The 26,057-nt window shown below is 51.5% G+C and carries 26 protein-coding genes; 10 read left to right on the top strand and 16 right to left on the bottom strand.

The window, feature by feature from the left end:
* Positions 1-100 precede the first annotated feature (100 nt).
* The 3 genes from DACE_RS04045 (at position 101) to DACE_RS04035 (ending at position 4,091) form a co-directional block, all read left to right on the top strand.
* Positions 101-1,180 carry an RHS repeat domain-containing protein gene (locus DACE_RS04045; protein ID WP_005998523.1) on the top strand — a complete coding sequence of 360 codons (1,080 nt, stop codon included), beginning with the start codon at positions 101-103 and terminating at the stop codon, positions 1,178-1,180.
* A 294-nt stretch (positions 1,181-1,474) separates the two neighbouring features.
* Positions 1,475-2,530: a lipase family protein gene (locus DACE_RS04040; protein WP_005998522.1), complete on the top strand. Its 1,056-nt coding sequence runs from the start codon at positions 1,475-1,477 to the stop codon at positions 2,528-2,530.
* 49 nt (positions 2,531-2,579) lie between these two features.
* Complete coding sequence (locus DACE_RS04035; protein ID WP_005998521.1) at positions 2,580-4,091, top strand: phospholipase effector Tle1 domain-containing protein; 1,512 nt, start codon at positions 2,580-2,582, stop codon at positions 4,089-4,091.
* 75 nt (positions 4,092-4,166) lie between these two features.
* Here the strand turns inward: DACE_RS04035 and DACE_RS04030 are convergent, their stop codons facing one another.
* The 8 genes from DACE_RS04030 to DACE_RS03995 form a co-directional block, all read right to left on the bottom strand.
* The gene (locus DACE_RS04030; protein ID WP_005998520.1) at positions 4,167-5,126 is read right to left on the bottom strand and encodes a TRAP transporter TatT component family protein; all 960 of its coding nucleotides are present in this window, start codon (positions 5,124-5,126) and stop codon (positions 4,167-4,169) included.
* A gap of 221 nt (positions 5,127-5,347) precedes the next feature.
* The gene (locus tag DACE_RS04025; RefSeq protein ID WP_005998519.1) at positions 5,348-5,746 is read right to left on the bottom strand and encodes a bacteriohemerythrin; all 399 of its coding nucleotides are present in this window, start codon (positions 5,744-5,746) and stop codon (positions 5,348-5,350) included.
* Positions 5,747-5,908: 162 nt separating this feature from the next.
* A complete protein-coding gene (locus tag DACE_RS04020) occupies positions 5,909-7,222 on the bottom strand; it encodes a hemolysin family protein (protein WP_040366181.1) in 1,314 nt (437 codons plus the stop codon).
* 235 nt (positions 7,223-7,457) lie between these two features.
* The gene (locus DACE_RS04015) at positions 7,458-8,303 is read right to left on the bottom strand and encodes a hemolysin family protein (protein WP_005998517.1); all 846 of its coding nucleotides are present in this window, start codon (positions 8,301-8,303) and stop codon (positions 7,458-7,460) included.
* 36 nt (positions 8,304-8,339) lie between these two features.
* Positions 8,340-8,597: a hypothetical protein gene (locus DACE_RS04010; protein ID WP_005998516.1), complete on the bottom strand. Its 258-nt coding sequence runs from the start codon at positions 8,595-8,597 to the stop codon at positions 8,340-8,342.
* Between the two features lie 114 nt (positions 8,598-8,711).
* On the bottom strand, positions 8,712-9,071 hold the full coding sequence (locus DACE_RS04005) for a hypothetical protein (RefSeq protein ID WP_005998515.1): 360 nt from the start codon (positions 9,069-9,071) through the stop codon (positions 8,712-8,714).
* Positions 9,072-9,077: 6 nt separating this feature from the next.
* Positions 9,078-9,434 (bottom strand): hypothetical protein, encoded by a 357-nt coding sequence (locus tag DACE_RS04000; protein ID WP_005998514.1) that lies wholly within the window; start codon positions 9,432-9,434, stop codon positions 9,078-9,080.
* A 419-nt stretch (positions 9,435-9,853) separates the two neighbouring features.
* Positions 9,854-10,144 (bottom strand): hypothetical protein, encoded by a 291-nt coding sequence (locus DACE_RS03995; protein ID WP_005998513.1) that lies wholly within the window; start codon positions 10,142-10,144, stop codon positions 9,854-9,856.
* Positions 10,145-10,400: 256 nt separating this feature from the next.
* Here DACE_RS03995 and DACE_RS03990 point away from each other — a divergent pair, with 256 nt between their 5' ends.
* A complete protein-coding gene (locus DACE_RS03990; RefSeq protein WP_005998512.1) occupies positions 10,401-11,672 on the top strand; it encodes an IS110 family transposase in 1,272 nt (423 codons plus the stop codon).
* Between the two features lie 272 nt (positions 11,673-11,944).
* On the opposite strand, the gene DACE_RS03985 is transcribed toward DACE_RS03990, so the two are convergent.
* From DACE_RS03985 to DACE_RS03960, 6 genes are all read right to left on the bottom strand, one after another.
* Positions 11,945-13,228 carry an ATP-binding protein gene (locus tag DACE_RS03985; protein WP_005998509.1) on the bottom strand — a complete coding sequence of 428 codons (1,284 nt, stop codon included), beginning with the start codon at positions 13,226-13,228 and terminating at the stop codon, positions 11,945-11,947.
* Positions 13,229-13,645: 417 nt separating this feature from the next.
* A complete protein-coding gene (locus tag DACE_RS03980; protein WP_005998507.1) occupies positions 13,646-14,647 on the bottom strand; it encodes a 4Fe-4S binding protein in 1,002 nt (333 codons plus the stop codon).
* 125 nt (positions 14,648-14,772) lie between these two features.
* Positions 14,773-15,279: a SixA phosphatase family protein gene (locus tag DACE_RS03975; protein WP_005998505.1), complete on the bottom strand. Its 507-nt coding sequence runs from the start codon at positions 15,277-15,279 to the stop codon at positions 14,773-14,775.
* The gene (locus DACE_RS03970) at positions 15,279-15,755 is read right to left on the bottom strand and encodes a CYTH domain-containing protein (RefSeq protein ID WP_005998503.1); all 477 of its coding nucleotides are present in this window, start codon (positions 15,753-15,755) and stop codon (positions 15,279-15,281) included. The genes DACE_RS03975 and DACE_RS03970 overlap by 1 nt, the downstream gene beginning before the upstream one ends.
* Positions 15,756-15,771: 16 nt before the next feature.
* Positions 15,772-17,838, bottom strand: a complete 2,067-nt coding sequence (gene ppk1 / locus DACE_RS03965; RefSeq protein WP_005998501.1) for a polyphosphate kinase 1 — start codon at positions 17,836-17,838, stop codon at positions 15,772-15,774.
* A gap of 351 nt (positions 17,839-18,189) precedes the next feature.
* Positions 18,190-18,684, bottom strand: a complete 495-nt coding sequence (locus DACE_RS03960; RefSeq protein WP_005998499.1) for an alpha/beta hydrolase — start codon at positions 18,682-18,684, stop codon at positions 18,190-18,192.
* A gap of 95 nt (positions 18,685-18,779) precedes the next feature.
* On the opposite strand from DACE_RS03960, the gene DACE_RS03955 reads away from it, so the two are divergent.
* From DACE_RS03955 to wrbA, 3 genes are read left to right on the top strand one after another with little or no spacing between them, the layout of a single operon-like run.
* A complete protein-coding gene (locus DACE_RS03955) occupies positions 18,780-19,247 on the top strand; it encodes a MarR family winged helix-turn-helix transcriptional regulator (protein ID WP_005998498.1) in 468 nt (155 codons plus the stop codon).
* Positions 19,248-19,257: 10 nt separating this feature from the next.
* Positions 19,258-19,842, top strand: a complete 585-nt coding sequence (locus tag DACE_RS03950; RefSeq protein ID WP_005998495.1) for a YceI family protein — start codon at positions 19,258-19,260, stop codon at positions 19,840-19,842.
* A gap of 45 nt (positions 19,843-19,887) precedes the next feature.
* On the top strand, positions 19,888-20,505 hold the full coding sequence (wrbA, locus tag DACE_RS03945; RefSeq protein ID WP_005998493.1) for an NAD(P)H:quinone oxidoreductase: 618 nt from the start codon (positions 19,888-19,890) through the stop codon (positions 20,503-20,505).
* A 110-nt stretch (positions 20,506-20,615) separates the two neighbouring features.
* On the opposite strand, the gene DACE_RS03940 is transcribed toward wrbA, so the two are convergent.
* Together DACE_RS03940 and DACE_RS17015 are read right to left on the bottom strand one after the other, a co-directional pair.
* Positions 20,616-21,503, bottom strand: a complete 888-nt coding sequence (locus DACE_RS03940) for a DMT family transporter (protein ID WP_005998491.1) — start codon at positions 21,501-21,503, stop codon at positions 20,616-20,618.
* Between the two features lie 95 nt (positions 21,504-21,598).
* Positions 21,599-23,932 (bottom strand): putative bifunctional diguanylate cyclase/phosphodiesterase, encoded by a 2,334-nt coding sequence (locus DACE_RS17015; protein WP_005998489.1) that lies wholly within the window; start codon positions 23,930-23,932, stop codon positions 21,599-21,601.
* 185 nt (positions 23,933-24,117) lie between these two features.
* Here DACE_RS17015 and trxC point away from each other — a divergent pair, with 185 nt between their 5' ends.
* The 3 genes from trxC (at position 24,118) to DACE_RS03920 (ending at position 26,038) form a co-directional block, all read left to right on the top strand.
* Complete coding sequence (gene trxC / locus DACE_RS03930) at positions 24,118-24,552, top strand: thioredoxin TrxC (protein ID WP_005998487.1); 435 nt, start codon at positions 24,118-24,120, stop codon at positions 24,550-24,552.
* Between the two features lie 147 nt (positions 24,553-24,699).
* Positions 24,700-25,482 (top strand): enoyl-CoA hydratase/isomerase family protein, encoded by a 783-nt coding sequence (locus DACE_RS03925; protein ID WP_005998486.1) that lies wholly within the window; start codon positions 24,700-24,702, stop codon positions 25,480-25,482.
* Between the two features lie 184 nt (positions 25,483-25,666).
* Positions 25,667-26,038 carry a ferritin family protein gene (locus DACE_RS03920; protein WP_005998485.1) on the top strand — a complete coding sequence of 124 codons (372 nt, stop codon included), beginning with the start codon at positions 25,667-25,669 and terminating at the stop codon, positions 26,036-26,038.
* Positions 26,039-26,057 lie beyond the last annotated feature (19 nt).

Below are 26,057 nucleotides of genomic sequence, written 5' to 3'. Positions count from 1 at the left end.
GGAGAAGCTAGGAGTAAAAACTTGCGTAATTTACGACACTGCCCGCATTTACAGCTACGATACCCATGGCCGCCCCGTCCAATGGCAGCATGGCAACGGTTTGTTCGCCAGCGCCGGCTACGATGGCGGCGGTTTGCTGCAAAGTCTGACCCTGTCTTCGCATCTGGCGGAAGCATACACCCGAGACGGCGCCGGTCAGCTCACCGCCCTGACACGTACCGTACCGACCACCGGTCAGGACATCTATCAATACGATGTTACCGGACAATTGATCTCCGCCGACAAAGACGACATCCTACGCACCTACAGCTACGACCCGGTCGGCAACCGCCTCACCCTCAATGAGGATGGCGAGATCGACACGTCCACCCTGGCCACGGACAGCAATCAGCTGCTTGCCGTCAGCGGTGCCAACGCTGAAAGCCGTCTCTACGACATCCAGGGCAACAGCCTGCAACTGTCCACGCCGCTATTCGATGATCTGCAGTTGACCTACAACCAGAGTGATCGTCTGAAATCTCTCAGCAATAGCGGCACGGTCAGCGACTATCTCTACGACGGCAACAGCCTTCGCGTGGTCAAAGATAATGACGGTGTCATCACCCACTACCACTACGACCTCCAGGGCCGTCTGCTCGCTGAAACCGACAGTGATGGCACTCTGCAACGCGCTGTGGTCTGGTACGGCGATACCCCGGCAGCTTTGATTGACATCGAGCAGTCCGAGCCGACCTTTTACACCTGCACCACCACGGAATCGTTTACTGAGGCCACAGGCCCCGGCATGACCATCGACACTGTCGCCCATAGCATCGTTATTCAGGACGGTGACTACGCCGGCACCTACGCCATCAGTGATGAAGATTGGCAGGTTTATCCTACCGCGATTGTTTTCAGTTGGTGTGGCGAGGGTGTTGAATTTCAAGGAGGGCTCTATCCCGACTATGAACTGCCCCGCCGTAGCGGCGGACTGATCTTTTATGATGATGATGACGAAGGCAATTCTCAAATTGCTGATATCTACAAACTGTGCGAAACTAGGGACATTCCCCCGTTCTTCACAGTCTTTTCCGTTCGCGAGGACTCAAGATCGTTTTTTAACAGTTTAACAGGGGGGGCACGAAGGGCTGGGCCAATAGACTCTAAAATCAAAGATGACATTCAGAATAATAGCCTATAACTCTCTTTGCCGCTGTCAGCATCAAAAAATCGCTCACTATCTTAAATACCCCTCTTTGTATATCCCTGCTACATTCTTACCTACATCTTTCCTCGTTTTGAGTCACTTCCCCCTGGTCAGGTCAAAACTGTTTCTTCTTAACACCAAAAGCCAACTCTTGCGTATGGCGTGAAAAAACCGTATGGATTTTTGTCTAATCCCCTTGCACTCTCCGTCCTGCCCGGTATGTTTTGTATTGGTAAAAATTCATTTTAAATTGTTATGTATCTGATGCCAAACAAGGAGGGAGAGACAATGGACGGCTATTTTTCTGACACGGCTCTGATCAAAACCCCACCCATTAAACGCGCGGCGTATTCTGACCGCACCGCCTGGCTACTAGCGGAGATTTCGCGGCTGGTGTACGAACCGCTACCCTGCGAAGAATCGAGCGCCGCATTGATCCCGGCGATTCGTGACGCCATTGACAAAGGCGAAGAAGACACGGTGCTTGAAGCGCTGATCAGTCGGGCGCGCCGTCAGGGTATTCACCCGGATAATGGTGTGGTTGAAGTTTTGAAAAAAGGCCGGTTTGACCTGGTTGAGTCGTTTGCTGAAAACGGCACCGAAGCCATGCTGGCGAAGCTGCAGCCCGATGATGACTTTTCCGGCATGGTGATTCTGGCTTTCCGTGGCACCCAACCCAACATCAAGGATGTGCTCACCGATGTTAAAGCGGATCTGGTCAATGCTGAAGCGTGTAATGGTCGGGTGCACCGTGGTTTTCAGGACGCATTTAAACCGTTGCAGAAGCGGATCAGCGATGCCCTGGCCCATCATCAAGGGATACCGCTTTATATTACCGGACACTCTCTTGGCGGGGCGTTGGCCTTGCTGGCCACCCGTTTATTGTGCAATGACTCCATCGGTGCTTGCTATACCTACGGCTGTCCGCGGGTGGCGGACGATAACTTTTTCAAGGGGATCAAGACCCCGGTTTACCGGGTGGTCAATGCCGCGGATGGGGTGGCCAAGGTGCCTTTTGGTTACGGATTTTCATCTGCTCTTGGTCTGCTGCGTTTAATTCCCATCAACGGCACCTTGCAGATTGCCGAGTGGTTACGCAAATACTTTCTCGGTTACACCCATTACGGCACCTTGGTGTTCCTTTCCGATGCGGCCAATATCAAAGACAACAAAGGGATCGACTTCAAAGATTTACAGGTGATAAACAGCCCGAATATTTTCTGGCGGATTTCCATTGTGCTTCCCCGATTGATCGCCACGCGTTTCAAGGCCGCGGCGAGTGATCATGCCATCCGTGATTATTCGGCCAAGCTGCTCGCTCATGCCCAGCGCCGTAACCAATAATTGATGTTTTATTGAGTGTTTTTTTTGAAGTGAACACAAGGGGGGACCTATGGCTAATCTGATTTTTTGTTTTGACGGCACCTGTAACGATGTTGAAGATGCTGCCCAGGGGGAAACACCCAGCGGCGGCACCGAAGACAATAACATCACCAACGTGTTGAAACTCCACCTGCTGCTTGGCGGTGACTTACAGGATGGACAGCAGCACTTTGAGGATCAGTTGAGTCTGTATTACCCCGGTGTCGGCACCTACGGGCGCAAGCTGAAACGTATTTTCAATGCCGCCCTGGCCCTGACAGATGTTGGGCGGATCATCACAAGCGCTAGAGAAGATCTGCGGGAACACTATCATCAGGGCGATAAAGTGTTTGTGTTCGGTTTCAGCCGCGGCGCCGCCATTGCCCGGCGCTTTTGTTCGGTGATCAGTCAGGATGCCGAGTTTTCCACGGTCAGAATCGCGCTGCTCGGTGTGTTTGATACCGTTGCCTCCTTTGGCATGCCCGATCTCAGTGAAGAGCGGCGGCCGAATTCCGACGTGCTGTTTGAAGACTGCACCATTGCGCCCAATATCGATCAGGCCCTGCATCTGGTCAGCATCAATGACCGTCGCAAAGCCTTTCAACCAACGTTGATGAATGATGAAAACAGGGTGACGGAAGTGTGGTTTGCGGGTGCCCATTCTGATGTCGGCGGTGGCTATCGTCGCGATGGACTTTCCGATATCACCTTGCAATTTCTGCTCGATGAAATGGAATGCAGAGATCTAGGGGTGAAGAAGCTGGCCGCTAACCAGATTCGTTTTGACACGCTGACGGATGGTGAGGATAAAGCGGATCTTCAGCTTGATGATGTGCTGATCGAACCCAATGCCTTCGGCATTAACCATGAGCAGACGCGCATGTGGCCGATCTCCATGTTTACCCTCTATGATCGTCACGTTACCCGCATCAAAAACGATCAGGTGGTTGTCGATCCTCGTCCGGTGGTTCACTATACCGTGGCCGAGCGCATTTACGGCGATAGCGAATACCGCCCCGTCGGACTACGACGTCCCCACACCATTCTCAATGTCGATGGCAGCCTAAGCGACTTTGATAACCTTGCCCATCATCTCGAAGTGGGCATGCGACCTCTAACCCCTCTGACCGTCGCTGCGCCATACACGGTTCCGGTGTTTGCCCATCAACTCTACAACCGCACCGGTCTGATGTTGGAAAAAGGCAAGTGCTACCAATTTACGGTGAGCGCAGAGCGCACCTGGCGCGATGCCTCCATTGAGTGCGGTGGTGATGGCTGGAACCGAGACCATCCCGACATCCGCTGGTTTAAAGATGTCGGCGTGGCCATGATGGAACCGTTTCGACGCTTCCCCGAGGCGCAATGGTTTGCCCTTATTGGAGCCGTTGGCGATAGTGACGACGAGCTGTTTGTCATCGGTCAGGCCGGCACACAATACACCCCTGAGATCAGCGGCGAATTCTGCCCGTTTGCCAATGATCTGAAGCGCATGTACGGCAATAACGATGGATTTTTGTATGTGACGGTGGAACGATTGGATTGAAGAACAGATGCCCGCTCTTGCTCTTGAGCTAGGGCGGGCATGTTCGTGAGCAGCAGGACTTTAGCCCTGTTTCGATCATTGCAGCAGTTGTTGCGCATTCTCTCTAAAATGAACGCGCCAAGGTAAGGGATCGTTGTACTTAGTGATATCCTGACTGGCGACCCATGCCAGTTCCTGTTGTGCTTTGATATCTTCGCCGCGGATTGGGTAATAATATTTCCCCAGTGCCCAGCGTGGCAGTAGCCACTTTTCACCGTGGGTAACGGCTTGTTGCATGGCAAGGTCACCTTTCTGTTTATCGCCGCCCTTACTTGAAGGTAGGGCGTAATAGCAAATGGCTTTGCAAAACTCAACAGCACCACCGCCAAACTGTGGGTTCACCTCCTGAATTCGATTGATTATCGTCAGTGCGTGGTTCAGTCGGTCAACATTGATGATCTTTGCGTAGAGGGACATCACTTCCTTAAATTCATACTGGATGGCGGTGACCCAAAACAACATTGCCTCACTCTCGCGGGCGGTGAGAGCATCCGCAGCCTGCCATGGCTTCATCCCTTGCTCAATTTTTTCACGAAACTGTGGGTTGGTGTACATCGCCCATTCGGCGTACACAATCGCCTGTTTAAAATACTCTGCTTTCTCCGCCCTTTTCTCCGTGTAGGCGGTGCCGAGTAAAATATACTGCGTGCTCAATGTTTGCAGGGCTTCATAGTTATTGGGGTCGGCTTTTAACACCGACTGGTACGCCTGGATCGATGAAGAGAGCTTCTCGCCATTGTCGGATTTGGCATATTTCTCTCTCGCCTGTTCGAGAAGGTGCTCCACAGGTTGCTGGTTGTTGGACGATACCGCTTGGTTCCAGCTGGGTTGCCATTGTTTGGCGCAACCGCTGAGGAGAAAGGTGGTGAGAATGAGTAGCATGTGTTTGCTGAAATAGCGCATCGCAGATCTCTTTATGATGATGGTGAACAAACTGTATCTTGGCAACTTATTGAATATGTCGATGCTTGCCGCGAATTTTATTAAGTATGCCATGGTTTTTCCCCTTTGCCACAGAGCGTTGCCCGCAGGGAGGGGCAAGCACCTGATCCGTTGTTTTTAAATGGAAAAAATGCTCTCGAAACCCTCGACAAAGAAAAGGCCACCGCACAAGATGTGCAGTGGCCTTCCAGTTCTGTTAATGGGGTAATTTCACGTGTTTGGTCTAAAGCGAAACCAAAGAGCTGGTCAGGAGGGGGCAGTTGCCACGAATAACGTCATCTCTTATTGATAAAGCGACCATACTCGGCATCGGAGTTTAAGATGTGATTGGCCACCCAGTTTTTGATGAATGTAAGTACTTCCAGCCCCAGAGAAGTGTTGCCGGCGACAAAATCGCGGTGCATCTCCACCACCCGCTTCGTAAAATAAGCATGTTCTTTCTTGTGTTCTTCATAGCCAGGGTATTGCTTCGCCTGCATCCAGTATTCTTCCGCAGAGAAATGGTAAGTCGCGTAGTCGATCAATTCATCAAAGAGCTTTTCGAGTGAGAGATCGACGGTTTTATTGACAAATTTTTCATAGGTTTCGTTCAGCAGATCTACGAGATGTTTGTGGTGTTCATCAAACTGGTCAACATGCAAAAGAAAATCATCATTCCAGGTCACAAAAGTCATACTTATCTCCATGCTAATAGGAATCATAAAACCAATGAGAGCCTATAATCCTCTACTGTAGGGCGCATTTTATGTCAACTGTAATTGTTTTGTTGAAAGGGCGTGCTCATGTTCCATCAATGCGACATCTATTTCAACAGCTGCCGGTCAGGATTTTCCGGTTTAGTGACACGGCGATGTGCTGTCGTGGCGCCGTGGCAGGCGAACCGCCCTGACTTTGTCAATGCGGTTACCGTCAAGAGCCGTGACTTGCAGGCTCCAGCCCTGCCATTTGGCCACATCGCCGCTGCGCGGGACCTTGCCGATCAGGCACATCATCATGCCGCCCAAAGTATGATAGTGCCTTTTCTCCTCATCAGGCACCTGTTTGAGTTCGAGTCGATCCTTGAGTTCCGGAATCGGGATCAGCCCATCCAGCATCCAGGCGCCATCCTTGTGGCGTACCGCCCAGACATCATGCGGGTCAGAGGATGAAAATTCGCCGGACAGCGCCTCAAAAAGATCCTGCAGGGTAATCAGGCCGACAATTGCGCCATATTCGTCGATAACAAAAACCATCTGCACCCCGGACGTTTGAAAGCGTTGCAGCAACTTCATCCCGGTCAGAGATTCCGGCACGTAAACCGCAGGAGTCAGGTCGCTTTTGGTTGGCTTTTGCAGATTGCCCTCAAGATGGTATTTGAGTAAACGGCTGGCGTTGACAACGCCCAACACCTCGTCCATACCCTCGCGGCACACGGGAAATCGGGTGTGAGGGGATGACATGAGGGCGTCGAGGCTTTGTTCAAACGGACGGGCTACGTCCAGATAAACAATGTCGCTGCGGGGGGTCATCAGCGAGACGGCCAGGCGGTCATCGAGGCGAAAGACATTACGTGCCAGGGTGTGCTCCTGCTTTTCAATGACACCGGTTTGAGACCCCTCCAACAGGATGGCCAGAATATCCTCTTCCGTCAGTGTGGCGCTGGTGTGCCCCTCTTTGCCGAGCAACCGTAAAACGCCGTCCGTAGAAACGGACAGCAGATAGACGAAAGGACGCGACAGCATGGCCAGTACAGCAACAGGTCGCGCCATGACTCGGGCAATTCCCTCAGCGTTGGTCTGGGCCAGGCGCTTCGGCACCAGTTCGCCGATGACAATGGCAAAATAGGTGATGCTGGCCACGACAATCGCCGTTGCGCCAACGGTACTGGCTTGTTGGTCAAATCCCATACGTTGCAGCAGGGTTTCAAAGTAGCCGGACAAAGCCGATTCACCGACAATGCCGCTAAGAATGCTGATGGCGGTAATTCCGATCTGAACCGTGGAGAGAAACCGGGTGGGGTTGCGGCGCAGCAGCAACGCTGCTGCCGCCTTGGCGTCGCCAGCTTCGGCCAACCGTTTCAAGCGCGTTTTTCGCGCGGTAACCAGAGCGATTTCCGCCATGGCAAACACGCCATTGAATACAATCAGCGTGAACAGAATGAGAATGTCCAAGACGTCCTCCTGTGAAGTGTCATGAGCTGAATATTGGGTAACCGTGTTGCTTGGCTGATGAGAGAGCAACATCAGGATAACAGATTTTATTGGCTGTTGCCGTGTGTTTGACCTTAGGGCTTAAGCCGATGGTGAGAAGAGTAGTGGTATTTGTCTGTGATAGAAGAATGGTTAGATTGAAGAGAGATCCCGGTAAGTCATGCCGTGTATGGGCGGGGGGCTTATTTTTGATTTCCTATAGGCTATTAATAGGGGGAGTGTCCCTATTTTTCCCAAGATGGTATTTGAGTAAACGGCTGGCGTTGACAACGCCCAACACCTCGTCCATACCCTCGCGGCACACGGGAAATCGGGTGTGAGGGGATGACATGAGGGCGTCGAGGCTTTGTTCAAACGGACGGGCTACGTCCAGATAAACAATGTCGCTGCGGGGGGTCATCAGAGAGACGGCCAGGCGGTCATCGAGGCGAAAGACATTACGTGCCAGGGTGTGCTCCTGCTTTTCAATGACACCGGTTTGAGACCCCTCCAACAGGATGGCCAGAATATCCTCTTCCGTCAGGGTGGCGCTGGTGTGCCCCTCTTTGCCGAGCAACCGTAAAACGCCGTCCGTAGAAACGGACAGCAGATAGACGAAAGGACGCGACAACATGGCCAGTACAGCAACAGGTCGCGCCATGACTCGGGCAATCCCCTCAGCGTTGGTCTGGGCCAGGCGTTTCGGCACCAGTTCGCCGATGACAATGGCAAAATAGGTGATGCTGGCCACGACAATCGCCGTTGCGCCAACGGTACTGGCTTGTTGGTCAAATCCCATACGTTGCAGCAGGGTTTCAAAGTAGCCGGACAAAGCCGATTCACCGACAATGCCGCTAAGAATGCTGATGGCGGTAATTCCGATCTGAACCGTGGAGAGAAACCGGGTGGGGTTGCGGCGCAGCAGCAACGCTGCTGCCGCCTTGGCGTCGCCAGCTTCGGCCAACCGTTTCAAGCGCGTTTTTCGCGCGGTAACCAGAGCGATTTCCGCCATGGCAAACACACCATTGAATAAAATCAGCGTGAACAGAATAAGAATGTCCAAGACGTCCTCCTGAAGAAGTCGAGCATCTGTGGAACTTTATTTCTGATGTTTCCAGTGCGTGTCCGGATTTTCCCCTTTTTTCCAACAGATGAAAATCAGAATGCCAGAAAGGACAAGAGTGTAAAGAATATAAGGCATAATCAGCCACGGCGCCTGATCAAGAAAGAACGCGCCAGGAAGGATCAGAATAAAATACGTCAGAAGAACCAACCAGCCTTGCCATGTAATGGGAAAGCCCCAGCCGAAACCGTATTTCTTTGCCGGAAACCAAAATTTGTTATTTTTATCTGCCATTGTTTTCTATCACTGTCAGGATTTTGGGGAACGCATTATTCCTTAAAATAAGGCAAGTCAAAACTTGCCCCTCTGTCCTCACTGATGCAAACTTTGTCTTTTTATTTCCTCATTCTACAGAAATAAACCCATGCATTTCTCAGCCAGTTCGGGCATGAGGAAACACAGCAGCACCGCCAGAGAAAGGAGTCCCATGGCCAGATGGAACAGCGCTCTAAGTGTTGCCTCGGGGCCATTGATTTGCGCGTATTTTGATCTATCACCGAAATTCTCCGGCACAGGGTAGTCCTGTTTTGCCCTCCGCTTCAAAAGGTTGAAAATCAACCCGTCAACGGATGTCGGTGGAGAGTCATGATGCGGGTTGTGAACCGTCATGCGCCTTTTGACCAAGGCCATGACACCCGAAATAAGAAAGTAAAGGCTGATGATGCCGATGATGACAATCACTGGAATTTGCTGAAGGGTCACCGTCATGGTTTCTTATGCTCCTGGCACCGTCGAGTCAATTGCCTGGTCCAATGGTTGCTCGGGTCGTTTTAGCTGCTGATGACATTGGCTACAGTAGATATCGACATCGTCTAAGTAGTCGGAAAGTCGATAAGGCGTTTGGCAATGCTCACAGTGATAAACACCTGGATCGTTTTCGTCCAATGGGGCAACAGGTTTGTGTGACAGCAGGATCAAGGCCGCCAGAAATCCTAACGGACCGAGCAGCAGTACAAGAACAATGATCAGGGTGCGCTGTGGATGGTCCGCACGCACGGCCCACACGATGGGCAGCAACCAGATCAGCACGAAAATGAACAGCCACATGAGAAACCACAGGGTATTATCCACGTTGAATCCTATCTATGCTGATCGCGCTCAGCGCAGAACGGAATGGGCAGGAACAGCCATTGAAATAATGATGGGCAGCAGGAGTTTCCCATAGGGGCAGGTGTTGAATTACAGCATTTTCTCTAAGAATATTGCAATTCAAGGCCGGACCCTCTGTCCGTCTGAACCTTCCAAGTTTATTTACCGCAAAAAGATAACGGTTCATGATAACCGGCGGCGACGCGAAGATTCGGCCACCACCGCAATTTAGATTTTGTTTTTTAATTTAGCGCAGACGTATTCCCCGTCCGGTTGATTAGTTTGGTAGCACGCTTTTTCTTCAAGTTGCTGCCAAGCTTTGATCATTTTGAATGGAACAACGATAGAAAAAACGACAACAAGTGGAATAAATAATAGTTCAGAAATAAATCTTTCACAGTTTATAAAAAATAAGCGAAGTTTTCATATTGCTGCCCGCCAATCATTTGCCACTTGGGCGTTAAAAAGGTGTTTATGAGCATGAATGGGGCGCTAAAAATGCCTAGAATAATTAGGGTGATGCCATATGCAAAAGCACAGGAGGTGATTGAAAATTTAAGTTTTTTTTCGATTTTTTTGTGTTTTAAAAATGAAATTATTATTGCCGGTAGACAGGGCAGTAACACACATAGTGCTGCTGGGATCGAAAAGAGAAAAACTATGTAGTCTGCATATTCCAACTCTGGAATCATTTATGCCCCTCAATTTTTGCGCGCTAACGGTTCATGATAACCGGCGGCGACGTGAAGCTCGGGCCACCACCGCAATTTTAGATTTTGCCTTTTGGCCAAAAGCAGAAGCATTTTCCGTCCGGTTGATCTACTATTATTCTAATCACTTTAACAAAGAGGACTCCTCCCTGTCATAATCACTGTAATTCGGACAGTGAACCTACGAGCGTGATCCTGGCAGATCCGCTAATTTCTATCATGATCAAGGAGGAGCCCAATGAAGACTATCACATCACCGGCACAAACGAATCAGCCTGTTGCCATTTTGGCTTTTGATGTCAGCAAAAAATATCTGAACATGGCAACCGGAATCAGCGGTCAGCTAACCGATCACGAGTTTCGTAATTCGACGCCGGAGATTGAGAAACATCTCAACAGATGGACACAACGCGCACATATGGCCGGATATTCTGAAATTCTTGTCGTTTGTGAGCCGACAGGCTGTTATCACATCAGCCTACTGGCCACGGCCCATCGCCTTGGCTTGAAGACAGCCTGGGTTTCTGGCGAGGCTGTTTTTAAAATGCGTGCTATCGAGACCAACGATTCAGGAAAAACAGATCTCAAGGACCCTCATGTCATACATACGCTTGCGAGCATGGGGAAGACCCTTATTTGTCGTCATTATGATGAAACGTATGCTCTGTTGCGGCAGTGGCACGCTCTTTACGAGCAGGCCGATATCGAATCTGTGCGCACCAAATGTCTTCTCGCGAGCCAGCTGAAAGTGCTGTTTCCCGATTATGACTTCCAGAAAGATTTTCTTTATACGCGATCAGGAGTAGCTTTAATCGAACTTTATGGAGCCAATCCACAACAGATAACTAAAGACGGCAAGGATCGCTTTTGTCAACAGATGAAACAGGCGGTATCTCGAATGCGCCAAAGGACCTTGGACAAGCTTTTCAGTCAAGCTCAGAGTTCGGTCAAAAACCAGAGAGGTTCGCGTTTAGTCGATATTCAACAGTGGCGGTTCCGGCAACTATGGGACGATTGCCAGCGGCACCAGGCTCGCAAAGAGGAAGCCAGACAACAAATGGAAAACCTTTATCAGGAGCTTTGCCAGTTTGACCCGCATTTGCCTCAACAGCAACCAGGCGTTATTTCCACTTTCCATCTGGCGCGCATTGTTGCTGAAACGGGTCCCGTCAGAGATTTTGAGACTCTACGCAAATTCATGCGCTATGCTGGTCTGAACCTGCGGGAAAAACAGAGCGGAACCTATCGCGGCAAAAACAAACTAAGTAAGAAAGGGCGCAGGTTGCTACGCAAGGTTCTTGGCCTGATCGTTCTTCCTCTGGTGAAAAGAACCGGACTTTACGGAGCTTATTACCACAATAAAAAAGCTCACGGCATGTCTGGCACTAAGGCAATGACAGCAGTGATGAGGAAATTTCTGAAGTTATTCTACGGCTGGTACAAATCCGGTGGTCACTTTGATCGCAACCGTGTCTTTGCTTGTGAAAGCCAATATCTGAGCGCTGCCTGAGTATGACAACTGCATTCTGCAATTAAGAGAACACCCTTCGCGTCGAGATGGCCGCAAACTAATTGTCACTGCAAACGCAGATGATCTGGTTGATCGTTACCGCCACTCGATGCGAGGACCGCTTACAACATGGCCAATAAGGTAGACCTGCTCTCAAACTGAAGAGCCGAAGAGACATTATCGCCAGTTTTAAGCACCCATAGCTCAGAAAAAGGGAGAACTATGTCTTCTATTGTGAAAGATCGCTTGATTTGTCTAAAGACATTAGTTTGTTAGCCATTTTCTTTGTACATAGAGGGCCTTGCTAGAACATATGATTGAAATAGCGAGTCTTTGAAACGATAGTACCTCTCTCTTAATTTCTCCACCTCGGCACCGTATTCTTCTGTAACCAATTGGCCAACATATTGGCTTGAGTTATCAACCCCTTTGTCTAATGCCGCTTTATATGCATTTGTTGTCCATATTTCGCCTTGTTCGTCTATTGCGCCAGCCATTGCTTTCAATACTATTTCACGTTGGAAAGATGACGCGACGGCTTTTCTGTATTTACCTTCCAATATAGGATCAGCTTTTCTTTGCGCGATGTCGGCAAGGGTGCTTTCAATGTCTTCTGCCGATATCGTGGTCTTGCCTTCATGGAACGCGCCTCTGAGTGCAAATTTGCCAATTAGGTGCACCATATACGGGTGGCCTTGTGCTAAGGAAACGAGCTTGTCTCGTGCGGACTGTTCAAAAGTGATGTGGTTGCCAATGTGTGTTTCTGCATTTGAAATGATAGCCGTTAACTCTTCAGGTTCCATGGGTGACAAATGGATAATGCTGCCTGCGAAAAGCCTGTCGGTTGACTCATGCTCTTTCATTAATGCTTGAATGTCACGGGCTACACCAACAATGCAAAACTTTACGTTAGGGCTATTTGTTGCTAATGCTTTGAGGAAAGAAGCGAAGCCTTTAGGGTCGGGAATTTGGTCAAATTCATCTATAACAATTAGCACGCCATCTTTGGCTATGCCTTCTTTTGCTATAGCATCTACGACATTTGTAAATACTACATCTGTGCTATGGCTAGAAATTGCTGGTGCTGCGGTGGTTTCAGTTTCTTTGCTAGCACCAAGTTCAACGCTTACCCCAAATAAATTGGCACCAAACTTTGGTGAATAGTTCAACATTACTTTTTTTGCATTTGGTATGTCATATATCCACTCAGCAAGGCAACTAGTGGATGTAAGTATTCGTTCAAGCAGTTCGTCAGTTGATCTAACTTGATTTCCACATGCCATATAAACAGTTAGAAAATCTAAGCTTCCGTCATTTCTGAGCCCTATTTTGCTCAAAAGAGAACTGTCTCCACGACCGATATTAGCAACTTGGCGAGATAAAGAGGTTTTCCCAATGCCTCTATTACCCACAATGGCAATATTGGAACCTTCCGCAATTAATGAATAATAAGCATCTTTTACAGCACTCTCCCGTCCGGCAAACCTTTCAGCATCTGATATTTCTTTTGCGGGAAGAAATGCATTTTCTATTTGATTAACGGTAGGGCTGCTCATTTTTAAATTCTTTCCTTGATGGCTAACAGTGTATTAGGCAGAAATGTTTCTGCCTATCACCATATTGACAGATTCTGCCTAGTAAATGATTTCATTCAAGTAATTTAAGAGCGTTTCTATTTTTTAGTTGTTATTCTCGCTTGTTACAGTTTCTCTGTGGCATGTGCCTCGGCCTGCAGCTATTACGAAATGCAGAAAACTATGGAAGGATATCTGCTCTTTTGAGATCGCTTAGCCATGCTAGGCAGATTTCGATTTTGTCCCTGATATCACTTTAAATTAGCCAAGGTAAAGATAGTCGATGTTCGTGGTTTAATCTATTTTTTTAATTTTGACTTGTGGCTATTTGCAATAAAAAAGTCCAACGCATTAAAAATGATGCGCTGGACTTTTCAGATCATGGTGGAGCCCTGAGAGTCAAAACCCCAAGGTCGATAACCTCGGTATCCATTGGGCGTAATCGGCATAGGTCAGCACCGAGTGCCAGTGGCCTGTCGCCATGCCTAGGCCAACCCCTGCGACATAAATCCCCATAGCGACTACTGGGAACACCCATTTCGGCGTATCAGCGACCTTCGGTGGTCCCATGTGCAGGGAGTGGTGCGGGCAGGATTCGACACAGCTCAGGCAGCCGGTACATTCTGGGCTGTGGATGGTCTTCTTGCTATCGACAGGTAGCAGTGATGGGCAGGCTTTGGCGCATTTGCCACAGGAGGTGCAGGTGTCGATGCGGCGGCGGATTTTGAACAGGCTGAGCATGCTGACCAGACCGAGCAGGGCACCGTAGGGGCACAGGTAGCGGCACCAGGCGTTTTTAAACAGCAGGGAAAAGCCGATCAGCACGATGATGACGGCAATGGTGTCAAAGCTGGGGTCGGTGAAGAAGTGCAGCATTTTGACGTCGCTCATGGCCCAGTAGGGGGAGCCGAGAAAGCCACCCAGGGCACTTGCCGGCATGTCGAGCAGGATCAGTTTGGCGAAAAAAAGCAGCAACAGGTATTTGAGGCTGCGTAGCAGCAGGTCGAGCCAACGCCACAGATGGAAGTTTTCGCCGAAGACATTTTTGCCGAGCTTCCAGGTGAGTTCAGACAGGGTGCCGACTGGGCACAGCCAGGAGCAGAATGATTTCTTGGCCAGCAGGCTCATGGCAATGAAGGTGACAAACAGCACCACGGCTGCGGGGTGTACCGGATGGATTGTACCGGTCATGGCCCAGAACTTGGTGCTGGCCAATGCGCCGATGGGCAGGAAGCCTTCAACGCCGGGAGGGCGGTTGACGAGTGCGCCGTGTCCGCCACTGGTGAAGTGATAGACAAAACGGCCGAATTGAACACCGATAAACAGAATCCAGGCGAAGAAAACCCATTGAACCGTTAAGCGCCAGAAGCGCACGGTCGTTAGTTGGGGCGCAAGCTGCATGATGTGTCTCCACAGATGTGAGTATGCTGATGATGCGGGTTATCCTAGCACCGGCTGCCACCAGAAAAAACCGTCATTCGCACAGTGGAGACATGCATGATCGCTGATTGAGAACGCCCCTTGGATCAGCGTAGTTTTTTGGGGGTGATCTTAGCCTGGGTGGTGCCGAATCCTGTGGTGACTTCCTGCCAGGTGCGGCAGGGGAATTCTATGATATACACGGCGCAGGTTGGCAGGGTTTCGATCATCTCGCCGGTAAGGGCATTGACGAAGTCAAGCAGGCCGGGGTTGTGACCGACCAGGGCGATATGGTCAATGCGGTCGTCGAGGTTGGTGATTAGGCTCATCAGGTTATCCGCTTCAGCCAGATAGAGTTTTTTCTTTTTCTCCAGACTGCTGAGGCTGAGTTTTGCCGTACTGGCGATGATCTTGCTGGTCATCAGGGCACGCAGGGCATTGCTCGACCACAGGCCGTCGGGCCGCCAATGTTGATCTTTTAGCCATTTGCCGATGCAGGCGGCGTCTTTTTCGCCGCGGCGGGTGAGGGGGCGTTGCTTGTCGTCGAGTTCGTCATCGTCCCAGCTTGATTTGGCGTGACGGATCAGGGTGAGCTTTTTTGTTCTGTTCGACATCAGTGTTTCTCCCAACTTGAATAGGGGGTGACACTCAGGCTGGCGTTGAAGTAGCGCGGGTCGTCTGTGACTTCGACACCGAGCCAATCAGGGCGGGTAAAGGTTTGTGCTTCGGAGTCGAGTTCAAGTTCCGCCACGATCAATCCCTGGTTTTCACCGAGAAACTCATCAACTTCCCAGGTCAGGCCATCAATGTGGATCAGGTAACGCCATTTTTCGATGAGCGGGCGCTGACACAGGTTGTCGAGCATCTCCTGAGCCTCGTTGACAGGAATGGCATATTCAAATTCACTGCGGGTCGCGCCGACGGTTGCCCCTTTAATGGTCAACCAGGCGTTGTTATCGGCAACGCGTACCCGCACAGACCGGCCGGGCAGGGTGGACAGGTATCCTTGACTGAAGCGACTGCGCGAGGTGGCCTGTTCGCGCCAGTCATCACCAACAACGAGAAATTTGCGTTCGATTTCGACAGCCACGTGTCCTCCTAGTGTCCTATGAATCAACAGGATGGATGGTGTTTTGCAAGTGGTCGATTAGTGCTATCTGTGAGCGAATGATTGGTTGTTTTTTGGTCCGTTTGCGAAACTGGTTTTTCATCTTGGCATCCCATACTCGGGCCTTGCAGTTGTCTTTCCATTGCAATTCAAAACAGTCGCGCAATTGTTGACGCAGTTGCGGGTCGTAGATGGGGGCCGCAACTTCGACACGCCGGTCAAAGTTACGCGGTAACCAGTCGCCTGAAGAGATAAAATACTTCGGATCGTCCTCGTTGCAAAAAATAAAAAACCGCGAATGCTCTAAAAACCGGTCAACAATGCTGATGGCCTCAATATTTTCACTGTATTTTTCAATACCCGGCATCAGCGAAAACATGCTGCGGGCGATGATGCGGATTTTGACGCCGGCATTGCTGGCCTTGTAGAGCAGCTTGGCGATATCCTGATCGGACAGGTTGTTGATTTTGATGTCGATCCAGGCCGGTTTACCCGCCTTGGCCTGGCGGATTTCAGTGTTGATCAGGCGGCGCAGTTTATTGCGGGTCTGAAAAGGCGACACCACCAGATGACGGAAGATGGGGATGCGGTATTTGTTGGTGAAAAACTCAAACACCTTGTGCACTTCGCCAGTGAGGTGAGGATTGGAGGTCATCAGCATGTGATCGGTATAGAGCTTGGCCGTGCCTTCGTGAAAATTGCCGGTGCCGATGCAGGCATAGCGCACTTTTTCATTGCCCTCATGACGAGTGATCAGGCACAACTTGGCGTGCACTTTGAGGCCGGGCAGGCCGTGAACGACCTGCACGCCGTCTTCACGCAGCAGGCTCGACCACGACAAATTGGCCTCTTCGTCAAAGCGCGCCTGCAGTTCAACAACGACAAAGACTTTTTTGCCGTTTTGTGCGGCGTTGACCAGAGCATTGACGATCTGGCTGTTCTTGGCCAAACGGTAGACCGTCATGCGGATGGTGGTGACCCGCGGGTCAATGGCCGCCTCACGCAGCAGGTCGATTATGTGGCTGAAGTCGTGATACGGGAAGTAAAGCAGTACCTCACGTTGTTTGATCTGATCCATCATGGAGGCGTTGGGTTCAATCCACGGATGGCTCTGCGGCTCAAAATTCCCCGGATAATACGCGTGTGGACGGTCCAGTTTAGGAAAGCCGATAAAGTCTTTAAAGTTGTGATAACGGCCACCGGGAATGCAGGTGTCGCTATTGGTGATATCGAGATTTTTACGTAGTTGCTCAAGGCAGGCTTCGGGCATGTTGCGGTCGTAGAGAAAACGGACCGGGATGCCGGACTTGCGCCGGGTCAGGCCGTCCTGAATTTTCTGCGGAAAGGTTTTGAATAGCTCATCGTCTACATCCAACTCGGAATCGCGGGTCATTTTGACGGTGTAGGCGTTAAAACTGTCATAGTCGAAGTAGCAGAAGATATCGGCAAGACCCAAGCGGATAATATCATCGAGCAGGATGATCTCCACCGTGCCGTTAGTGGCCGGGAGTTGCAGAAAACGTGACACCTTGTCTGCCGGAACCTGAATCAATGCGTAATCGGTGTTGTCGTTGGTGCTGTTGTGCAAGGTGACGGCCAGATAGATCAGGTGGTCTTTGACGAACGGTTCGGTTTTGCGTTTGAGCATCAGAGGAACGAGAAACGGGCGGACCTTGTCGTGAAAGTATTCCATGACAAACGCCTTTTGTGCATCGCTGAGCTCGGTTTCATTGCGAATAAATATCTGTTCGGCAGCCAGCAGTTCAAGCAATTCCTCGTAGAGCGTTTCAAATCTGTTGGTTTGTTTGAGAACCATGGTCTGGATTTCGTCGAGGATTTTTTTCGGATCCTGACCGATCAGAGTAATGGCTTTTTTGCGGATTTTCAGCAACCGGTGCAGGGTGGCCACGCGCACACGGAAAAATTCATCGAGATTGGAGGAGAAGATGCCGAGGAACTTGAGGCGCTCCAGCAGGGGAACCTGAGGGTCGGCCGCCTCCTGCAATACGCGGGCATTGAAGAGTAACCAGCTGATCTCTTTACTGATAAATGGTTGATTTATCACCGATGTCCCCATGTCATTGTAAGTAATTCATGTGATGATTCATGCCCTCATCATGAGAGCGACTCATCGTATTGCAGTGATGTTAGGAAACAGTGAGTAATGCGCGTCTAAAAATTAATTCCCACACACGATCAGGCGGTGCCGCTGCCTTTCGTCTGCTGTCTATTAATCAGTGTAGCCGACAAACCGGGACTTCGCAGCCGGGTGGGGACGGATTTAGCCAAAGAGGTCGCCCGGCGTTCGGCATAACAGGGAGTTTTTTAAGGTGGGGCAGGATGGAGGGCTGCCAGTCTGCCGTGGACCAACGCACTCTGCGTACCGGGTTGAAACAGGAATCCGTTCTTTGTGTTGCTACTGCGCTGGGGCGGCGTCCGGATACAGCAGCCGACATTTCAATTCAAACACCTGCTTGAGCATCAGCACAATGCTGGCATTCAATCGATGACCATCATCCACCTCAATCAGCGGAGCACCGAAACGGCGCGAACTGGCGATGGGTACCACATCGTCCTGGCGGCCGTGGATTATTATTGTCGGTGGCAATCCTTCGGCGCTCAGCCCGTCAGCGTGCTCGGTATGCAATGCCGGGGCGCACAGCACCAAGGCGGCAACCCGCGGTTCTACCTGCTGCAGCAGCAGGGCCATGAGACCACCGGCGCTGGAACCGACAACGAGGAACGGTCCGGGCTGATCACGCAAGGTGTCGCGGATAATGGTCAGGCGCTGCTGGGGGTCAAACACCCCTTCGCAGTCCGGCGAAATGACCTCGCCAAACATCGCCTTGAGGGCCTGATACTTACTGCCGTGCGGTCCGGTTTCCAGACCATGTAAAAAAACAAGTTGCATGATTTTGCCTCCTTGAGAGGGAAGTGCCCGTCGTAACTTGACAGGCGGCTGTTGCATGATAGTTTAATATTAAACTATTAAATATGGAGTTAGTTATGCCAACGGCCTATCACGGGACAGAACAGGAACAGCGGGCTCTGAACACACTTATAAAAATGTTGCGAGCTGCGGAATCTGTGTCTACCTTTTTACAGAGCGGTCGGGTCAGTGCCGGATTGTCGATCAGCCAGTTTGGCGTTTTGGAGACCTTGTATCATCTTGGTCCCATGTGCCAGAGAGACCTTGGCCGGAAAATCCTTAAAAGCAGCGGTAATATTACCACAGTGATCGACAATCTGGAAAAGCGACAGCTCGTTGAGCGACGGCGACTGGAAACGGATCGCCGCTATTTCCAAGTACATTTGACCGAAAAAGGACGCACCTTGATCGCCCAAGTGTTCCCCGAACATGTGGAGCGTATTGTCGAACGGTTCAGCGTCTTGTCGGCGGATGAGCAGGAGCAGTTGGCCATGCTGTGTAAAAAGTTTGGGATGGCCTCGACTGAAAAAGACCCCGAACCGTAAGGAGTTCGTTATGAAAAAGACCCTATTATGTCTCCTGATCATGCTGACGGTGTCGATTGCCAATGGAGCTGCCAGTGAGTGGCGCATCGATCCGGACCACTCCAATGCCCAGTTCCGTATCCGTCATCTGATGATCAGTGAAGTGGGCGGCATGTTTCCCACCATCACAGGCAAGCTGACCCTCAATGACGATAACGTTAGCGACTCTTCAATTGAGGTGGCTGTTGCGGTTGCGTCACTCGATACCGGTGTGGCCAAGCGCGATGCGCATTTGCTCGGCAGTGATTTTTTCGATGTCGATAACTTTCCGACTATGACATTTGTCTCAACGCGGATTGATAAAACGAATCAGGGGCTGGCCCTCTACGGCACACTCACCATCCATGGCTATAGTCATTCCACTGTGTTTGCCGTGACCGGTCCGAGCGAAGCGATTAAAGATCCATGGGGTATGACCCGTATCGGCGCGTCAGCTACCACAACCATCAATCGTCGGCACTTTGGCATGGTGTGGAACGAAGTTCTCGATAATGGCAATGCTATGATTGGCAATGAGGTGGAGTTGCAGATCGATATGGAACTGATTCGTCAATAACAGGCAGATGCTTTTAACTGCGTCGTTTTTTTAAGGAGATTTATCATGGCAACCAAGATTCAGATCATTTTTTACAGTACTTATGGGCATGTGTATGAAATGGCCAAAGCTGTGGCTGAGGGTGCCCGTTCGGTCGATGGGACAGAGGTCGCTATCTATCGTGTTGCGGAACTGATGGATGAGGCAACATTGGAACGAATCGGTGCTGGTGAGGCGCAAGCCGCTTTGGCCGATATCCCTATTGCCACCCCGGATGTGCTGGAAGATGCAGACGCCATTATCTTTGGTACGCCGACCCGGTTTGGCAACATGGCCGCTCAGATGCGCAACTTTCTCGATCAAACCGGTGGGTTGTGGGCCAAAGGCGGGCTGGTCGGTAAGGTGGGCAGTGTCTTTGCCTCCACCGGCACCCAGCATGGTGGTCAGGAAACTACCATCACCAGTTTCCATACCACGCTGTTTCACCATGGCATGGTGGTGGTTGGGGTGCCGTACACCGAACCGGCCTTGACCAACATGGCTGAGATCACCGGCGGTACTCCCTATGGCGCCACCACGCTGGCCGGTTCCGACGGTTCGCGGCAGCCTTCGGAAAATGAACGGACCATTGCCCGCTTCCAGGGCCGACATGTGGCAGAAATTGCCAAAAAACTGGCGCAATAACACAATAGAAAAATAAACGGAACGCACTGTGCCCACATCGTTATAACCTGATGGTTTGACGATTGTGGGCACGCGTGTTTTTAGCCGAGGGCGTGGGGTGGAAATTTGGATCAGGAGCGGGGTTCGCGTTGCAACAGGACCGTCGCCAGACTGCATGCCACGATTCCCGGCAGGACAATGGTGGGGATTTTGACCCCTTCGAACCACCACAGTAAAACGGCAATGGCGGCCGGGTTGAGATAGATATAGGCCATGACCCGGCGCGGGCCGAGGACCACGGTACTGCGCTGGTAGAGATAGACGGTCATCAATGTGGAGGCTACGACCAGATAGCTCATGGCGGCAAGATGTTCGCCATGGATGTTATGCCAGTCCAGAGGGTAGCCCAGAACCAGCAGGGCTGTTCCCATCCACAGGGCGCCGGTAAACAGGATGCAGAACACCAGAACCGGCATTGGGTCGCTGCGCCGGTAAAGCAGTTTCATACTTAGGGAGTAGCCGCAGATCAGCAGCGAGCCACCGAGAAACAGCCAATCGCCCTGATTGAGACTGAAGGCCAGCAGCCGATCCAATTGCCCCTCAAAAATCACCCAGCAGGCGGAAGCAGCGCCGAGGATGTAGATGAGAAAGGTCTGGCCGCCAATGGGTTGGCGCAGGAAAACCAGGCACAGCAGGGCGGTCATGAATGGTACCAGGGTGTAAAGGGTGCCGGTATTGAGCGACGTGGTTGTTTTCAACGCTTCAAACAGGCAGGCAAAAAACATGGCATAAAAAAAACTTATTACGGTGGCTCGCGGCAAGACCGTAACGATTTTGCGGCGCCAGTCACGCCGTGACAGCACCAGTGGCAACAGGAGTACGAACGAGGCAACAAAGCGCATCAGGGTCAGAGAAAACGGGTTGATCACTCCGGCCAGCCGCGCTGAGGCCAGGAATGATCCGGCAATAAAAAAGGTCGCGAGCAAAACCATCAGGTGGGATTTTAGAAGATCGTTCATGGTGGGTCAGGCTTCCGGGTTGGTGTTGAAGAGGGTGGGTTGAGCATGCCACGTTGGCGCTGATTTGTCGAATAGCTTCGCCGGTGGCGAAAAAATCAGGAGGTGGCAACGGCACTCAGCGGGCAGGTTTGATCCTGCAGATTGGTTTTCAGGCGGACGATCTCGTCGGCATTGACCGGCATGCTGTAGAGAAAACCTTGGATCTCATCGCAGTTCTGTTCTTTAAGAAAGGCCATTTGGCCAAGGGTTTCCACTCCTTCGGCAATCACAGTCAGGTGCAGTGATTTGCCCATTTCGATAATGGACGATGTGATGGTGGCGTAACGCTCGCTCTGCTCGATATCTTTGATAAACGAGCGATCAATTTTCAGGGAGTGGACCGGGAACCGTTTGAGATAAGCCAGCGACGAATAGCCGGTGCCAAAGTCATCAATGGCCAGATGAATCCCGAGTTTGCGCAGCTTGTTCAGGGTGGCAATAGCCGCTGTCGGGCTTTGCATCAGCACCGATTCAGTGATCTCGATCTCCAGCCATTGCGGGTCAAGGCCGGTTTCATTGAGCAGATCCGTAAGCGCGGTGATGAAATCGCTGCTTTGCAACTGATGGCCGGACACATTGACCGCGACCCGAATCGGCGGCAACCCCTGTTTTTGCCAGGCATGAACCTGCAGGCAGGCCTGGCGCAGAACCCACAGCGTCAACTCGCCGATCATGCCCGATTCCTCGGCCATGGGGATAAAGTCACTTGGTGAGACCTGTCCCAGAGTGGGGTGGCTCCAGCGTAGCAAAACTTCCACGGAGTGAAATTCTCCCTCGGCCAGATTAACTTTGGGCTGGTAGGAGAGTTGCAGTTCATCACGTACCAGCGCGTTGTGCAGACCGTTGATCATTTCCAGACGGTTTTTAATGTCTTCATCCATCTCCGGGGCATAAAACTGGTGCTTGTTGCCACCGTGCGCGCGCACATAATACCGGGCGCTATTGGCTTTTTTGAGCAGAGCTTCAACACTCAGGGCGTCGCCGGGATAAATGCTGAGACCGGCGCTGGAGGTGACAAACATTTCCTGATCACCAATGGTCATCGGCTGGCTGAGTTTCTTGCGCAGTTTCGTCATCACCTGCTCAATGGACTGGATGTCGTCGATATTGGTGAAAGCGACAGCAAACTGATTTCCGGAAAGTCGACCGACCAGGTCGGTTTCTCGCACGCCCTGACTCAAGCGGACGCTGAATTCGCGCAGCAGGCTGTCGCCAACTTCGCTGGTCAGAGTTTCATTGATCACTTTGAGGTGATCGATGGAGATCAAGGCCACAGCCATCTGTTGTTGCAGGCGCTTGGTCAGGCGCATGGCGTTGGTCGCTTGTTCTGAAAACTCCTGACGGTTGGTCAGTCCGGTCAGTTGATCAAAGTTGGACAAGTTGTAGAGGCGCTTTTCATTTTCAAGTTGAGTCGAAAGGTCGCGGCAGACTACCCAGTGCAGGATTGTGCCGCCATCGGCCGCAGTGCTGATGCGGCAATCAACGGGTAGCTCATGTCCTGCTGCACTGCGCAGACGAAATGAAGTTGGTTCAAACGGGGTGCCTACGGTGAGCAGGCAGGTTTTACTGTTCCAGCGCGGCAGCTCGGACTCGTCAAGGATCTGATCGACGTGCAGAGCTGGGCCGGAAATATCAACATCAAGGCGCTGTCGGGCCGCTCCGTTGAGATAATGGATACGGTTGTCGGCATCAAAGGCGAAGATCAGATCCTGAGCACTCTCCATAAAACGCTGAAGTTGGTTTTCGCGCGACAGGGTCTCCTGCGATTCATTGGTCAGAGCGGAATTAAACGAGCTGCCGATCAGTGTGGCGGAACAGCCGAGAAAGCAAGCCCACAACCACAACAGAACGCGATCAATCGTATGCTGGGGTCCGATGTTGTCGAGCAGATGCAAATTGAATTGCGGGACATTGCCATAGCTGCCGGCACACAGGATCGCTGCAAACAGAGCTGCGCCCAGACTGCTTATGACCACCACCTCGCGTGGGTGTCGTAACAAAAAGGTGGCCTCAAGGGCAATAACGACATACAGCGGCCACAGCCAACTGTGTTCAGCCCCGCTGAAAAAGATCAGGGTGCTGACCAGTACGGTGTCGGCGGTTAGTTGGCCACGATCGATCCAGAGTGGATGACGGTTTGTCCGGCTGAGGAGATGCAGTCCGCAGTTGTAGAGTGTGAGAACAATGAGACCCAGGCATAGAACCGCGACATGGGTCGCATTGAGGTCGGCACCAAACGGGATAGCCGCAATTATCAGGGCGCTGCCCACCGCAGCAAAAATTAACAGCAACCAGCGGATGTTGATGATGACCTCGGCCCGTTTTCGACGTTCCATATCCGTGTGGTTAACGTTTTTAAAGGGATTGTCGTCAAGTGGCAGCAGTGGCATAGTTGAACCTGATAATTACTTTTAGGAATGACTATCATTGTGGATGGGAAACAAATTAAAGGGTTTTACTATACGCCTGGGGCAGGTCTGGTGTCAAAAAAATTACAATTTTCCGACAATCGTTGATTTTCCACTCAGGCATGTTTATCTGTGTAGATAGCAGGCTGCAACAACAGGAGTGAACAATGTCACAATTGATTCATCTAATTTGCGCTGCATGTGGCGCGATCAACCGAATTCCGGGCGAGCGCGTTGCGGCGCAGCCGCAATGTGGCCGCTGCCATAAACCGTTGTTTTCAGCTGCGCCACTGACACTGGGAGAACGCAGTTTTCAGCGCTACCTGGAAAAGGATGATCTGCCGTTGTTGGTGGATTTCTGGGCACCGTGGTGCGGGCCGTGCAAAGCCATGGCTCCGCAATTTGCCAGTGCAGCCGGTCAGCTTGAACCCGCGTTACGCCTGGCCAAAGTCAATACCGAGGCGGAGCAGGCTCTGGCTGCCCGCTATCAGATCCGTTCGATTCCGACTCTGGTGCTGTTCAAGCAGGGTAAAGAGGTGAACCGCCACAGTGGCGCCATGACTGCGGCCCAGATCACTCAATGGGTAAAACCGCACCTGTAACGGCCGTTTATGTCGAAGCCGGTCAATGGTGGAACCTTGATCGGCGGACCCGAACCGTTAGCACGTTATTTTTAGCCATGCCGTGCGCCTGGATGTGCCACGGCCCGACACCGGGACGGACTCCCGGAGTGAGGAAACCGACCCGCTATGACAACATCAAATTTGCTGGTGGAATGCCGTGATCAGGTTGCCCATATTACCATTAATCGTCCCGATGCCATGAACGCCCTCAATCCAGCCACGGCTGACGAACTGAAGCGCACCATCAAAGAGCTGGAAAAATCAGTGGAAGCCAAAGCCGTTGTCATTACCGGGCAGGGACCGAAAGCGTTTTGCGCCGGAGGTGATGTGGCATTAATGCGCACCCTGGGACCGATTGAAGCGCGTAAGGTCGCTCTGGGCGTGGCGGAACTGTTTCATACCATTGAAAGCTCGCCATTGGTCGTGATTGCTGCCGTTAACGGCTACGCCCTGGGCGGTGGCTGTGAACTGGCCATGGCCTGCGACCTGCGGCTGGCCGCTGAAAAGGCCCAGCTGGGGCAGCCGGAAATCAACTTGGGGATTTTGCCCGGTTGGGGTGGTACCCAGCGCTTGCCGCGCCTGATTGGTGTCAGTCGGGCGAAAAAACTGATATTTACCGGTGAACGGATCACGGCACAGCAGGCCATGGAATTTGGCCTGGTAGATGAGGTGCTGCCTGGTGATGAATTGCTCGAAGCGGCCCATGCTCTGGCGGTGACCATCGCCGGAAAGCCGCAGTCTGCCATCCGCATGATCAAACAGTCGATTTATCACGGGATGCAGATGGACTTGGACAGGGCCATTCGGTACGAAGCTGAATTGTTCGGCATGTGTTTTGCCACCAAAGACAAGCAGGAGGGGATGGACGCCTTTTTCGAAAAACGGCCGCCGAAATGGCAGGATTGCTGAGCCATTTTCACACAAAGCGTGTGGTGACGGTGTACGGTGTGATCTGAATCACGAGTGCTGGATGGTGTTGTTTTATACGTTGTGAGGATGATTTACCTTCGTTGTTTGTTCGTTATACTGATAATTCCGTAGGACTGATCGTAGTTATGTGCCCTGTTAACGACAATCCCCAAGGAGGAAGCAGATGCCTGAATTTGGAAATCCTTTCAGTGTTTTAAAGCAGGATCGCATGCTGACTCACGCTGAGTTGGTGCGTGCTATCCGTTTTATGGTGGCTGCCGAATACGAAGCCATTCAACTCTACCAGCAGTTGGCGGAGTCCACCGACAATGTGCTGGCCCAGCAGGTTCTTATCGACGTTGCCGATGAGGAAAAAGTGCATGCTGGAGAGTTTCTTCGCCTGCTCAAGGAGCTGGACCCTGATGAAGAGCGTTTTTATCAGGAAGGCGCCCAGGAAGTTGAGGAGGAATTCCTTAACGGCGCTGCTGCTGAACAAGCGTCGCCACAGGCCGCGACTACCGGTCAGGGGCTTGGCATCGGCAGTTTGAAAAAGTGATCATTAACTTGGTCCGTTC

The sequence above is a fragment of the Desulfuromonas acetoxidans DSM 684 genome, assembly GCF_000167355.1.
Classification (GTDB): domain Bacteria; phylum Desulfobacterota; class Desulfuromonadia; order Desulfuromonadales; family Desulfuromonadaceae; genus Desulfuromonas; species Desulfuromonas acetoxidans.
Note: the sequence above shows the minus strand (reverse complement) of the source record. Positions and strands in the feature narration are given on the sequence as shown.

Coding starts and splice junctions, on each gene's coding strand:
- DACE_RS04030 (WP_005998520.1), bottom strand. CDS start 5,126: ATGGCATACTTAATAAAATTCGCGGCAAGCATCGACATATTCAATAAG.
- DACE_RS03990 (WP_005998512.1), top strand. CDS start 10,401: ATGAAGACTATCACATCACCGGCACAAACGAATCAGCCTGTTGCCATT.
- DACE_RS03940 (WP_005998491.1), bottom strand. CDS start 21,503: ATGAACGATCTTCTAAAATCCCACCTGATGGTTTTGCTCGCGACCTTT.
- DACE_RS04010 (WP_005998516.1), bottom strand. CDS start 8,597: ATGGCAGATAAAAATAACAAATTTTGGTTTCCGGCAAAGAAATACGGT.
- DACE_RS04035 (WP_005998521.1), top strand. CDS start 2,580: ATGGCTAATCTGATTTTTTGTTTTGACGGCACCTGTAACGATGTTGAA.
- DACE_RS04040 (WP_005998522.1), top strand. CDS start 1,475: ATGGACGGCTATTTTTCTGACACGGCTCTGATCAAAACCCCACCCATT.
- DACE_RS03980 (WP_005998507.1), bottom strand. CDS start 14,647: ATGCAGCTTGCGCCCCAACTAACGACCGTGCGCTTCTGGCGCTTAACG.
- DACE_RS17015 (WP_005998489.1), bottom strand. CDS start 23,932: ATGCCACTGCTGCCACTTGACGACAATCCCTTTAAAAACGTTAACCAC.
- DACE_RS03925 (WP_005998486.1), top strand. CDS start 24,700: ATGACAACATCAAATTTGCTGGTGGAATGCCGTGATCAGGTTGCCCAT.
- DACE_RS03985 (WP_005998509.1), bottom strand. CDS start 13,228: ATGAGCAGCCCTACCGTTAATCAAATAGAAAATGCATTTCTTCCCGCA.
- wrbA (WP_005998493.1), top strand. CDS start 19,888: ATGGCAACCAAGATTCAGATCATTTTTTACAGTACTTATGGGCATGTG.
- DACE_RS03960 (WP_005998499.1), bottom strand. CDS start 18,684: ATGCAACTTGTTTTTTTACATGGTCTGGAAACCGGACCGCACGGCAGT.
- DACE_RS03950 (WP_005998495.1), top strand. CDS start 19,258: ATGAAAAAGACCCTATTATGTCTCCTGATCATGCTGACGGTGTCGATT.
- DACE_RS04025 (WP_005998519.1), bottom strand. CDS start 5,746: ATGACTTTTGTGACCTGGAATGATGATTTTCTTTTGCATGTTGACCAG.
- DACE_RS03955 (WP_005998498.1), top strand. CDS start 18,780: ATGCCAACGGCCTATCACGGGACAGAACAGGAACAGCGGGCTCTGAAC.
- DACE_RS03995 (WP_005998513.1), bottom strand. CDS start 10,144: ATGATTCCAGAGTTGGAATATGCAGACTACATAGTTTTTCTCTTTTCG.
- DACE_RS04005 (WP_005998515.1), bottom strand. CDS start 9,071: ATGACGGTGACCCTTCAGCAAATTCCAGTGATTGTCATCATCGGCATC.
- trxC (WP_005998487.1), top strand. CDS start 24,118: ATGTCACAATTGATTCATCTAATTTGCGCTGCATGTGGCGCGATCAAC.
- DACE_RS03975 (WP_005998505.1), bottom strand. CDS start 15,279: ATGTCGAACAGAACAAAAAAGCTCACCCTGATCCGTCACGCCAAATCA.
- DACE_RS03920 (WP_005998485.1), top strand. CDS start 25,667: ATGCCTGAATTTGGAAATCCTTTCAGTGTTTTAAAGCAGGATCGCATG.